Origin of the sequence: Pseudomonas izuensis (assembly GCF_002356535.2) — a bacterium.
Lineage (GTDB): Bacteria > Pseudomonadota > Gammaproteobacteria > Pseudomonadales > Pseudomonadaceae > Aquipseudomonas > Aquipseudomonas izuensis.
Genome location: NZ_AP017423.2, coordinates 794,175 through 806,638, shown reverse-complemented (window position 1 = coordinate 806,638; position 12,464 = coordinate 794,175). Strand labels below are relative to the sequence as shown.

At 57.5% G+C, this 12,464-nt stretch carries 12 protein-coding genes and 2 tRNA genes; 1 reads left to right on the top strand and 13 read right to left on the bottom strand.

Features of this window, described 5'->3' with window-relative positions:
* Positions 1-13 precede the first annotated feature (13 nt).
* From infB to rlmE, 11 genes are all read right to left on the bottom strand, one after another.
* Positions 14-2,533, bottom strand: coding sequence for a translation initiation factor IF-2 (infB, locus tag LAB08_RS03535; protein ID WP_096513507.1), 2,520 nt, complete (start codon positions 2,531-2,533; stop codon positions 14-16).
* Between the two features lie 27 nt (positions 2,534-2,560).
* Positions 2,561-4,042, bottom strand: coding sequence for a transcription termination factor NusA (nusA, locus tag LAB08_RS03530; RefSeq protein ID WP_096513508.1), 1,482 nt, complete (start codon positions 4,040-4,042; stop codon positions 2,561-2,563).
* A 47-nt stretch (positions 4,043-4,089) separates the two neighbouring features.
* Entirely contained in the window at positions 4,090-4,548 is a 459-nt protein-coding gene (gene rimP, locus LAB08_RS03525; protein ID WP_007915250.1) for a ribosome maturation factor RimP, read from the bottom strand.
* 138 nt (positions 4,549-4,686) lie between these two features.
* Positions 4,687-4,763, bottom strand: a tRNA-Met gene (locus LAB08_RS03520).
* Positions 4,764-4,860: 97 nt separating this feature from the next.
* Positions 4,861-4,946: transfer RNA gene (locus LAB08_RS03515), tRNA-Leu, on the bottom strand.
* Between the two features lie 22 nt (positions 4,947-4,968).
* Positions 4,969-5,352: a preprotein translocase subunit SecG gene (secG, locus tag LAB08_RS03510; RefSeq protein WP_017336473.1), complete on the bottom strand. Its 384-nt coding sequence runs from the start codon at positions 5,350-5,352 to the stop codon at positions 4,969-4,971.
* Between the two features lie 4 nt (positions 5,353-5,356).
* Entirely contained in the window at positions 5,357-6,112 is a 756-nt protein-coding gene (gene tpiA / locus LAB08_RS03505) for a triose-phosphate isomerase (protein WP_096513509.1), read from the bottom strand.
* Between the two features lie 66 nt (positions 6,113-6,178).
* Entirely contained in the window at positions 6,179-7,516 is a 1,338-nt protein-coding gene (gene glmM / locus LAB08_RS03500; protein WP_096513510.1) for a phosphoglucosamine mutase, read from the bottom strand.
* 16 nt (positions 7,517-7,532) lie between these two features.
* Positions 7,533-8,384: a dihydropteroate synthase gene (gene folP, locus LAB08_RS03495; protein WP_096513511.1), complete on the bottom strand. Its 852-nt coding sequence runs from the start codon at positions 8,382-8,384 to the stop codon at positions 7,533-7,535.
* Positions 8,385-8,392: 8 nt separating this feature from the next.
* Positions 8,393-10,303, bottom strand: a complete 1,911-nt coding sequence (gene ftsH / locus LAB08_RS03490; RefSeq protein WP_096513512.1) for an ATP-dependent zinc metalloprotease FtsH — start codon at positions 10,301-10,303, stop codon at positions 8,393-8,395.
* A gap of 201 nt (positions 10,304-10,504) precedes the next feature.
* On the bottom strand, positions 10,505-11,134 hold the full coding sequence (rlmE, locus tag LAB08_RS03485; protein WP_096513513.1) for a 23S rRNA (uridine(2552)-2'-O)-methyltransferase RlmE: 630 nt from the start codon (positions 11,132-11,134) through the stop codon (positions 10,505-10,507).
* 101 nt (positions 11,135-11,235) lie between these two features.
* On the opposite strand from rlmE, the gene LAB08_RS03480 reads away from it, so the two are divergent.
* The gene (locus tag LAB08_RS03480; protein WP_007942889.1) at positions 11,236-11,544 is read left to right on the top strand and encodes a YhbY family RNA-binding protein; all 309 of its coding nucleotides are present in this window, start codon (positions 11,236-11,238) and stop codon (positions 11,542-11,544) included.
* A 9-nt stretch (positions 11,545-11,553) separates the two neighbouring features.
* Here LAB08_RS03480 and LAB08_RS03475 read toward each other — a convergent pair whose 3' ends face one another.
* A complete protein-coding gene (locus LAB08_RS03475; protein WP_096513514.1) occupies positions 11,554-11,958 on the bottom strand; it encodes an MFS transporter in 405 nt (134 codons plus the stop codon).
* Positions 11,959-11,986: 28 nt separating this feature from the next.
* The gene (greA, locus tag LAB08_RS03470) at positions 11,987-12,463 is read right to left on the bottom strand and encodes a transcription elongation factor GreA (protein ID WP_096515573.1); all 477 of its coding nucleotides are present in this window, start codon (positions 12,461-12,463) and stop codon (positions 11,987-11,989) included.
* Position 12,464 lies beyond the last annotated feature (1 nt).

The window sequence follows — 12,464 nt, the reverse complement described above, 5'->3', positions numbered from 1 at the left end:
TGAAGTACGCGAATTAGAGGCTGCGAGCAACCTGCACCTTCTCGAAGACTTCGATCTTGTCACCGACTTTGACGTCGTTGTAGCTCTTCACGCCGATACCGCATTCCATGCCGGCACGCACTTCGGAAGCGTCATCCTTGAAGCGGCGCAGGGATTCCAGCTCGCCTTCGAAGATAACGATGTCTTCACGCAGTACACGGATTGGACGGTTACGGTGCACAACACCTTCGATAACCATGCAACCGGCGATCGCGCCAAACTTAGGCGAACGGAACACGTCACGCACTTCGGCGATACCCAGGATGTTCTCGCGAACATCGCTGCCGAGCATACCGGTCAACGCTTTCTTGACGTCTTCGATGATGTCGTAGATCACGTTGTAGTAACGCATATCCAGGCCTTCCTGCTCGACAATCTTGCGAGCGCCGGCATCGGCACGCACGTTGAAGCCGAACAGTACAGCGTTGGAGGCCAGTGCCAGGTTGGCGTCGGACTCGGTGATACCACCGACACCGCCACCGACAACACGCACTTGCACTTCGTCGTTACCCAGGCCGTTCAAGGCACCGTTCAACGCTTCCAGCGAACCACGGACGTCGGATTTGAGGACGATGTTGAGCGTCTTCTTCTCTTCCTGGCCCATGCTTTCGAAGATGTTTTCCAGCTTGCCTGCGTGAGCACGAGCCAGTTTGACTTCGCGGAACTTGCCTTGACGGAACAGAGCCACTTCACGGGCTTTCTTCTCGTCGGCCACAACGCTCATCTCGTCGCCAGCGTCCGGAGTACCGTCCAGGCCGAGGATCTCGACAGGGATGGCTGGACCGGCTTCCTTGATGGCTTTGCCGTTCTCGTCGAGCATGGCGCGAACGCGACCGTAGTTCGAACCGACCAGGACCATGTCGCCCTGGCGCAGAGTACCGTCTTGAACCAGAACGGTAGCCACCGGGCCGCGGCCCTTGTCCAGACGGGATTCGACGACAACACCACGGCCAGGAGCCGATGGGGTAGCGGTCAGTTCCAGAACCTCGGCTTGCAGCAATACGGCTTCGAGCAATTCGTCGACACCGGTACCCATCTTCGCCGAAACCGGTACGAATGGAGTGTCACCACCCCACTCTTCCGACGTCACGCCGTGTACCGACAGTTCGCTACGGATGCGATCGAGATCGGCGCCCGGCTTGTCGATCTTGTTCACAGCAACCACCAGCGGCACGCCAGCAGCCTGAGCGTGCTGAACAGCTTCGATGGTTTGCGGCATTACGCCGTCGTCCGCTGCAACCACCAGGATCACGATGTCGGTCGCCTTGGCACCACGGGCACGCATGGCGGTAAACGCGGCGTGGCCAGGGGTGTCGAGGAACGTCACCATGCCACGGTCGGTTTCAACGTGGTATGCACCGATGTGCTGGGTAATGCCGCCGGCTTCGCCAGCCGCTACCTTGGCACGACGGATGTAGTCGAGCAGGGAAGTCTTACCGTGGTCAACGTGGCCCATTACGGTCACGACCGGCGCACGGGCAACGGCCTCGCCTTCAAACTTCAGGGACTCGGCCAGGGAATCTTCCAGGGCGGTGTCGCTGACCAGGGTCACTTTGTGGCCCAGTTCTTCAGCAACCAGTTGGGCAGTTTCCTGATCCAGTACCTGGTTGATGGTCGCTGGAGTACCCAGTTTGAACATGAACTTGATGATTTCAGCAGCCTTGACCGACATCTGCTGGGCCAGATCGCCCACAGTGATGGTCTCGCCGATCTTCACTTCGCGCACGACAGGGCCGGTTGGGCTCTGGAAACCGTGGGCGTTGCGCTTCTTCAGCTTGGCCTTGCCGCGACCACCACGACGGAAGCCATCGCTTTCTTCGTCGGTAGTACGTGGGGCAACGCGTGGAGCCGGCGCTTTTTCCTTGACCGAAGCACGATGCGGAGCGTTTTTGCGCTCGCCATCGCCACCACCACGACGATTGTTATCGTCGGCACGTGGTTTGTCCGGACGGCGTGGTTCGTCACGCTTGCGGGTATCGGCAACCGGTGCGACAGCCACGACCGGCGCGCTTTCACGCACAGGCTCGGCCACTGCAACTGGTGCGGCAACAGGTTCGGCCGGAGCGGTCGGCGCAGCAGCAGGCTGGCGACGCGCTTCTTCTTCGGCGCGACGCTTGGCTTCTTCTTCAGCCTTCTGACGAGCAGCATTTTCTACTGCGCGACGCTCTTCCAGTTCACGCTTGCGCTCGGCTTCGATTTCTTCCGGGCTGCGCTGTACGAAGACTTTCTTCTTGCGTACTTCAACACTGATGCTTTTGCTGCCAGCAACCCGCAGGGTGCTGGTGGTTTTACGCTGCAGCGTGATCTTGCGTGGTTCTTCCACTTTCGCCTTGTGGCTGCTTTTCAAGTGAGTCAGCAAGGATTGCTTCTCACTGTCAGTCACACTTTCTTCGGCGGCGGTGTGCGGCAGACCTGCCTCACGCATCTGCTGCAACAGGCGCTCTACCGGTGTTTTGACCTCATCGGCCAGTTGTTTCACCGTGACTTGCGTCATGCACTTCTCTCCTCAGGCCGCGCCTAATTACTCGAACCAGTGGGCTCGGGCGGCCATGATCAACTTGCCGGCACGATCATCGTCAATGCCGTCGATGTCGAGCAGATCGTCAATAGACTGCTCGGCCAGGTCTTCGCGGGTAATTACGCCGCGCACCGCCAGTTCCATCGCCAAATCCTTGTCCATACCCTCAAGCGAGAGCAGGTCTTCGGCCGGATGGGCGTCTGCCAGCTTTTCCTCAGTAGCGATGGCTTTGGTCAACAAACGATCCTTGGCACGAGCGCGAAGCTCGTTGACGATATCTTCGTCAAAGCCGTCGATGTTGAGCATTTCTTCCAACGGTACGTAGGCAATCTCTTCCAGGCTGGTGAAGCCTTCATCAACCAGCACCTGCGCCAGCTCTTCGTCGACTTCCAGCTCGTCGATGAAGTTGCGCAGGATGTCGCCGGTTTCTGCTTGCTGCTTAGCCTGGATGTCCGATTCGGTCATCACGTTCAGGGTCCAGCCAGTCAGCTGGCTGGCCAGACGCACGTTCTGACCACCGCGACCGATGGCCTGAGCCAGATTGTCTGCGCCGACGGCGATGTCCATGGCATGGGCATCTTCGTCAACGATAATTGCCGCAACCTCGGCCGGGGACATGGCGTTGATCACGAACTGAGCCGGATTGTCGTCCCACAGGACGATATCGACACGCTCACCACCCAACTCACCCGACACTGCCTGGACGCGCGAGCCGCGCATACCGATGCAAGCGCCCTGCGGGTCGATGCGTTTGTCCTTGGAGCGAACGGCGATCTTGGCGCGCGAACCCGGGTCACGGGACGCAGCCATGACTTCGATCAGGCCTTCAGCGATTTCCGGCACTTCGATGCGGAACAACTCGATCAGCATTTCCGGCGCGGTACGCGACAGGATCAGCTGCGGGCCGCGGTTCTCGGTGCGGATTTCCTTGAGCAGTGCACGCAGGCGCACGCCAACCCGGAAGGTTTCGCGAGAAATGATGTCTTCACGAGCCAGCAACGCTTCGGCGTTGTTACCCAGATCAACGATCACGTTGTCGCGGGTCACTTTCTTCACGGTGCCGGAGATGATTTCACCCAGGCGCTCGCGGTAAGCGTCAACAACCTGAGCGCGCTCGGCTTCACGAACTTTCTGCACAATGACTTGCTTGGCAGTCTGTGCCGCGATACGACCGAACTCGATGGACTCGATTTTTTCTTCAACGACGTCGCCGACCTTGGCGCCAGGGTGCGTTTCCGCGACCTTGCTCGGCCAGGTTTCGATGGCTGGATCGTCCAGGTCTGCCTCTTCGACGACCGTCCAGCGACGGAAAGTCTCGTAGGCACCAGTGTGGCGATTGATTTCCACACGCAGATCAACTTCGTCCTCGAAGCGCTTTTTGGTAGCAGTGGCCAGAGCCAGCTCCAACGCTTCAAAAATCACGCTTGCCGGTACACCCTTTTCATTGGATACCGACTCAACAACCAGCAGTACTTCTTTGCTCATCGTACGCCTCGCCTTTCGCAAGCCATTGGATCCGCGGGATCCGCGTCTCAGTCAAAACTGGGAATAATGTTGGCCTTGTCGATCATATCGATCGGCAACAGGAATTCATGGTCATCTACCTGCACCACGACATCCTGCTCTTCTACACCGCGCAGAAGGCCCTGAAAGTTGCGTCGTCCTTCAAAAGGCGAGCGCAGCTTGATCTTCACTTGTTCACCGGCAAATTTTGCAAACTGCTCAAGAGTGAACAGCGGGCGTTCCATGCCAGGCGAGGAAACTTCAAGGGTGTATTCAACGGAGATTGGATCTTCAACATCCAGGACGCCGCTGATCTGACGGCTTACGATGGCGCAATCGTCCACCAGTACACCGCCCTCTTTATCGATATAAACGCGCAACATTGAGTGACGACCTTGAGCCGAAAACTCAATACCCCAGCATTCATAGCCTAGGGCCACGACCACCGGGGCCAGCAAGGCCTGCAACTCTTCTAGCTTGCTCGACACCTGAACCCCCTAGTGCATGTATGTGCATGCTATGCAAAATAAAAAAATGGGCGAAGCGCCCATCCTTGAAACGCCGTCGAACAGCGGCGTTGAAAGTGTCCAGCTAACAAAAAGCCCCTTAAAAGGGGCTCCTTAAACTGGTTGCGGGGGCCGGATTTGAACCGACGACCTTCGGGTTATGAGCCCGACGAGCTACCAGACTGCTCCACCCCGCGACAAAGCTGGGGCGGAAGTATACGACCGATCCCTAACAGGGTCAATGTAACCTTCCACCTGCAAGAAAGCCCGCAACAGCGGGCTCTCCTGACTAATTGGTACCGAGAAGGGGACTCGAACCCCTACACCCTATGGGCACAACCACCTCAAGGTTGCGTGTCTACCAATTCCACCACCTCGGCAATACTACGTTTGAAACCCTTCTTACTTCTGCTCTTGAGCTGGAGGCACGTCAGTCGCTGGAGTAGCCGACTTTTGCTCTTGAAGCACCGGGACATCATCAGAAGCCGGTTGTTGCTTTGGAACTTCCAACACCGCTGGGTTTGGGAGACCTACTTGAGTCAGCTGATGAGCCTTCTCTTTAGCAAAGTAACCTAACCCCAAGCTGGTTATGAAAAAACCTGCGGCAAGTATAGCAGTAAACTTACTAAGAAAGGTAGAGGAACCTTGGCTTCCGAACACAGTATTTGAAGCACCTGCTCCGAAAGACGCGCCAGCATCCGCACCCTTACCCTGCTGCAGCAATACCAGAGCAACTACGCCCAACGCACCCAGCAGATGAAAAACGACTACGACTGTTTCCAGCATTTTTTCAGTTTCCCGCGGCGCGACAAATCGCACCGAACTCATCTGCATTCAGGGAAGCCCCGCCAATGAGGCCCCCATCGATATCCGGCATGCCGAACAGTTCGACCGCATTGGCCGCCTTCACGCTGCCGCCGTATAGAAGCCGCACACCTTGTGCGACTTCAGAATTTTTTCCCGCCAACTGAGCGCGAATGGCTGCGTGCACATCCTGCGCCTGTTGCGGCGAAGCAGTCAGCCCGGTGCCAATGGCCCAGACCGGCTCGTAAGCAATTACTGCATTTGCAAAAACATCGACACCCAATGCCTCGATGACGCTATCCAGCTGACGCCCGACAACCTCAAGTGTCTTCCCGGCTTCGCGCTGCTCAAGGGTCTCCCCTATGCACAGCACCGGAATCAAACCGCACGCCTGTGCCGCTGCGAACTTGCGGATCAACATTCCGTCCTGCTCGCCCATAATCTGGCGGCGCTCGGAGTGCCCGACAAGCACCAGGGAACAACCTGCATCCACCAACTGACTCGGCGCGATCTCACCGGTCAACGCACCTTGCCCGGATTCCACCGCAGAATTCTGCGCGCCGACCGAAATCGACTTTCCTTTCACGCCATCAATCACTTGATTGACATGCAGACAAGATGGGAATACCGCTACATCAACACCGCTCGGCAAGGCCAACTCTCGAAGGCCATCGATCAGCTCAGCGACGCTGGCGCGGGTACCGTGCATCTTCCAGTTACCAGCTACCATAGGGCGACGCATGCTGTACCTCGTCGGTCAAAGTGGGCGCAGATGTTACCCAACACAATCATGGCTGGCAAGCCGAATTCAGGCAGAAACTTCAGTAACCAGTTTTGCCAGCTCTTCGGCATAAGCGCGAACCTGCTTTTCGTCTTCACCTTCGACCATCACACGCACCAGCGGCTCTGTGCCGGACTTGCGCAACAGCACACGCCCGCGACCCTCCATGGCCTTGGTCACACGCTCACTGGCCTCCTTGACCGACGCATGCTCGAGAGGATTTGCACCGCCACCGAAGCGCACATTGATCAGCACCTGAGGGCACTTACGCAGCGCCTGGCGGGCCTGAGCCAGCCCTTCGGAACGCGTCTTCAGCGCCATCAGCACCTGCAAAGCCGCAATGATCGCATCACCGGTGGTAGTGTGATGGAAGCAAACGATATGCCCCGAATTCTCACCACCTACCAACCAGTTGCGCTCGATCAGATCCGCCATTACATAACGGTCGCCGACGTTGGCCCGCACAAATGGAATCGCAAGGTCCTTCAACGCCAGCTCAAGACCCAGGTTACTCATCAACGTACCGACCACGCCGCCTTGCAGCTTGCCGTGCTCATGGAGATCGCGGGCAATGATAAACAGCAGGTCATCACCATCAACGATTGCACCGGTATGATCGACCATCAGTACGCGGTCACCATCGCCATCGAAAGCGATACCCATATCAGCGTGTTCAGCCAGCACGGCCGCCTGCAACTGCCCCATGTGGGTCGAGCCACAGTTCTCGTTAATGTTCAAACCGTTAGGCTGGGCGGACATGACCACGACTTCGGCGCCCAGCTCACGGAACACGCTAGGTGCGACTTTGTAGGTCGCACCATGAGCACAGTCGAGAACGATCTTCAGACCAGAGAAATTGGTACCGGTCGGCACGCTGCTCTTGCAGAACTCGATATAACGGCCGGACGCGTCGTTGATTCGCGAGACCTTGCCGATTTTGCTCGACTCGACCACGGTCATCGGCGTGTCCAGCAGCTCTTCGATCATCAGCTCCAGCTCATCCGGCAGCTTGGTGCCCTTGCCAGAGAAAAACTTGATGCCGTTATCATCATGCGGGTTGTGCGAGGCGCTGATCACAATACCGGCCTCAGCCTGGAACGTACGCGACAGATAGGCAATAGCCGGCGTCGGCATGGGGCCGAGCAGCATCACATCAGCACCCGCCGATGTCAGACCGGCTTCAAGCGCCGACTCAAACATATACCCGGAAATCCGGGTGTCCTTGCCGACCAGCACCTTGCAGGCACCCATCTTGCGGAACGCCATACCCGCAGCCCAGCCGAGCCTGAGCATGAAGTCAGGAGTAATCGGGTATTCGCCGACTCGACCACGAATGCCGTCAGTACCAAAATATTTTCTAGTCATAAGTGCTCCATCATTCTTATTCGGCTGAATCCACTGCGGCGATCATCTTCACCACATCGACTGTTTCGGCTACATCATGGACGCGCAATATGCGCGCACCCTTGTGCGAAGCCAGCGCCGCGAGGGCGAGCCCACCATACAGGCGCTCATCCACAGGGCGATTCAGTGCCTGACCTATCATGCTCTTGCGCGAAACCCCGACCAATAGGGGCCGCCCCAAGGCATGCAGAGCCTCCATATGCTTAAACAAGCTTAGATTGTGCTGCAAGGTTTTTGCGAAACCGAAACCTGGATCAAGAATGATTCGTTCAGCCGGAATCCCCACCAAGGCGCATTCAGCCATGCGTCCGGCAAGAAACTCGCCCACCTCTTTCGTAACGTCCTGATATTGCGGGTCATCCTGCATGTCACCCGGCTCACCGAGCATATGCATCAGACAGACCGGCAACCCCGTGGCCGCCGCAGCATCCAGCGCGCCATCGCGACGCAACGAACGAACATCGTTGATCAACCCGGCCCCCAGACGCGCGGTTTCGCGCATGACGGCTGGCGTGGAGGTATCGACCGATATGATCACATCAAGCTCGCGATGGATTCGCTCGACGATCGGAGCAACGCGCTCAAGCTCTTCCAGGGGCGAAACCGCCCTGGCGCCCGGACGCGTCGACTCACCCCCGACATCGATCAGCGTCGCTCCAGCCACCACCATGGCTTCGGCGTGGCGCAAGGCCGCATCGAGCTGGCTGTACTGACCGCCATCGGAGAAAGAATCGGGAGTGACATTGAGAATACCCATGACATGCGTCTGGGCCAAATCAAGAACCCGATTGCCACAAGGCAACCGGGTCGAGGACTGAACAGAAGTCATTTCAAACCTTAAACGTCAGCAGCCGGGCCGCCGATAGGTGTTTGTGGACGCTCATCCTGTACCGCCGGAGGCGTTCCAGAAGTACCGGCACCACCCGACCAGTCGCGAGGTTCACGAGGAGTGCGCCCCGCCATGATGTCGTCAATCTGCTCGGCGTCAATCGTCTCGTACTTCATCAGCGCATCAGCCATGGCGTCGAGCTTGTCACGGTTGTCCGTGAGGATCTGCTTCGCCGTGCCGTAGCACTGATCAATGATGCTGCGCACCTCGGAGTCGATCAGCTTCGCCGTCTCACCCGAGAAACTTGCATTCTGACCACCGCCGCCGCGACCGAGGAACACTTCGCCCTCTTCTTCGGCGTACATCAACGGACCGAGCTTCTCCGAAAGACCCCACTTGGTCACCATGTTCCGGGCAATCTGGCTGGCACGCATGATGTCGTTGGACGCACCGGTGGTGACACCGTCGAAGCCCAAGGTCATCTCTTCGGCGATACGGCCACCGTACAGCGAACAGATCTGGCTGATCAACGCACGCTTGGACAGGCTGTAGCGATCTTCTTCCGGCAGGAACATGGTCACGCCCAATGCCCGGCCGCGCGGGATGATCGATACTTTGTACACCGGATCATGTTCAGGTACGACCCGACCGACGATAGCGTGCCCCGCCTCGTGGTAAGCAGTGTTTTGCTTTTCTTTCTCGGACATGACCATGGATTTGCGCTCGGCGCCCATCATGATCTTGTCCTTGGCCAATTCGAACTCTTTCATTTCAACGATGCGCTTGCCGGCACGGGCGGCGAACAACGACGCCTCGTTCACCAGGTTGGCCAGGTCAGCACCGGAGAAGCCAGGAGTACCACGAGCGATCACTGCCGGAGCGACGTCGTCACCCATTGGCACTTTGCGCATGTGGACCTTGAGAATCTGTTCACGACCACGGATGTCCGGCAGACCGACCACAACCTGACGGTCGAAACGACCCGGACGCAGGAGCGCAGGGTCCAGTACGTCAGGACGGTTGGTCGCAGCGATCACGATGATGCCGTCATTCATTTCGAAGCCGTCCATCTCCACCAGCAACTGGTTGAGAGTCTGTTCGCGCTCGTCGTGACCGCCGCCCATGCCGGCGCCACGGTGGCGACCAACGGCGTCGATTTCATCGATGAAGATAATGCATGGCGCGTGTTTCTTCGCCTGTTCAAACATATCGCGAACACGGCTGGCCCCGACACCGACGAACATTTCAACGAAGTCGGAACCGGAAATGGTGAAGAACGGCACTTTGGCTTCGCCGGCAATGGCCTTGGCCAGCAAGGTCTTACCGGTACCCGGTGGCCCCACCATCAGCACGCCGCGAGGAATGCGACCGCCCAGGCGCTGGAACTTGCCCGGATCACGCAGGAACTCGACAAGCTCACCAACCTCTTCCTTGGCTTCGTCGCAACCGGCAACGTCAGCCAAAGTAGTCTTGACCTGATCTTCGGAGAGCAGGCGCGCCTTGCTCTTGCCGAAGCTCATCGGCCCGCCCTTGCCACCGGCACCGCCCTGCATTTGCCGCATGAAGAACATGAACACGGCAATGATCACCAGGATCGGGAAGCTCGCGACCAGGAGTTGAGTCCAGATGCTTTGCTGTTCAGGCTGCTTGCCTTCGACCACGACGTGGTTATCCACCAGATCGCCAATCAGGCCATTGTCCTGAATTGCCGGACGAATGGTCTTGAAACTGTCGCCATCGTTGCGCTTGCCGGTAATCACGTAGCCATCAACCGCCACGCGCTCGACCTTGCCATCCTTGACCTGCTGGATGAAGTCGGAATAGTTGAGGGTCTGCGGCTCGTTAGGGCTGGAGAAGTTGTTCATCACCGTCACCAGGACAGCCGCGATGATCAACCACAGGATCAGATTCTTTGCCATATCGTTCAATTAACTACCCTCTGAAGCAAGCTCCGCTAATGGCGCGCGCTTCGCATGATATTCACCGGCCTAACTTACTACATTACCTACAACTTGGCAGGCGCCGTCTGTAACCCTTTGTGAAACACTTCCTACACAATATTCGCTAATTCCCACAAGGCGAAATACGAAAAACCTATCGCCCCGCAAAAAAAACCCGCTTTATTCACTCCGGCCGCGGTAGCCCCAAGCCAGCATGTATTGCTCGCGGGAACTGCCACGGGAAGAGTCCGGCTTGATCATCTGGACCTTGTCGAATTTCTGACGAGCGTCCTTCACGTAAGCATCAAACCCTTCACCCTGAAAAACCTTGATCACGAAATTACCACCCGGCTTGAGTATCCGAGCAGCCAGATCAAGAGCCAGCTCGCAAAGAAACATGGCTTTTGGCATATCTACGGCAGGCGTACCACTCATATTGGGGGCCATATCGGAAATCACAAGGTCCACCTGCGAATTACCCACGGCCTCCAGGATCCGGGCGAGCACTTCGTCCTGGGTGAAGTCACCCTGGATGAAAGTCACGTCCGGAATGCTGTCCATTTCCAGGATGTCCGAGGCGATCAGACGCCCCTGACCACCGATCAGACGGCTAGTGACCTGCGACCAGCCACCGGGCGCCGCTCCCAGGTCGACAACGGTCATACCCGGACGGATCAGCTTGTATTTCTCCTGTACCTCCAGAAGCTTGTAACTCGCACGCGAGCGGTAGCCATCCTTCTGTGCCTGCTTCACATAGGGATCATTGACATGTCTTTTCAGCCAACCAAGGCTTGTCTTGGAACGCGCCATTGGGCACCTCGATAATAAGGGTCGTGATTAGTTGGGCGGATCCACGAACCCTCGGGTAAAATGGCCGCCATTTTACAGAATCCAGACGAAAGGGTCAGATTATGCCGCTCACTCAAGAGCAGAAGAAACAGTACAAATCCATTGGCCACCATCTGAAACCGGTTTTGATTGTGGCTGACAACGGTTTGACTGAAGGTGTGCTAGCCGAACTTGAACGCGCTTTGGCGGATCACGAGCTGATCAAGATCAAGCTCAACATCCTGGATCGCGAATCGCGCCTGGCGTCCATTGCAGAACTGTGCAAGGTCGGCAAAGCGGATCTGGTTCAGGTCATCGGCAAGATGGCACTGATTTACCGCAAAAACTTCAGCGTCAACAAGCAGCTGTCGAACGTCCATCGCTTCAAGTGATGACAAGGGTCAAGGGTGTGCTTCGCGCACCCTGCCACTCCATCCCGGCACCGGCTGCAACACCAGCAGCAGCCCGGAAAAACCCAGGACAAGATAGCTGAATACCTGCCAACGCACTGCCTGCGGCCAACCGATACGCACTGCGAAGTACATCGCACACGCACACAGCGCCACCAACAACAGTTGCCCGCGAATATCCCGCCATAGACTGGCAAGGCCCTCGGCCTGAATCAGCACCAAAGCCTGAAAAACCACGCACGCTGCGGCAAATCCCACCATCAGCGCATTCAGCATGCCTGCGATTTCGTCGATCAGCAGCGGTGCCAGGCCAATTTTCCCCAGCACCGGCAGCAGACCGATATGCAACAGCCACAGACCGCCGACCCATAACATCTGGGCCAGCTGCCAAAGCACGGCACCCGCGCGGAGCGGGCGCCTGCCTTTAGATGTGGCGAACTTCGACAATCTCGTACTCGATAACGCCACCTGGCGTTTTGACGGCGACCACATCTCCCTCTTCCTTGGCAATCAAGGCACGGGCAATGGGCGAGCCGACGGAGATCTTGCCGAGCTTGATGTCAGCTTCGTCTTCACCCACGATCTGGTAAGTGACACTCTCATCTGTCTCGACGTTGGCGATCTCGACAGTCGTGCCGAAAATCACCTTACCGGTGTGAGGAATGGTCGTGACGTCGATGACCACCGCATTTTGCATGCGACCTTCGATGTCACGGATCCGCGCCTCGACCATACCCTGCTGCTCGCGAGCAGCGTGATATTCGGCGTTTTCCTTCAAGTCACCCAACTCGCGGGCCGTACCGATGTCCTGGCTGAGCTTCGGACGAACGACCTTGGTCAGGTGAGCGTGCTCTTCTTCCAGGGCGCGAGCGCCCTGAACAGTCATTGGGTACTTCGTTATG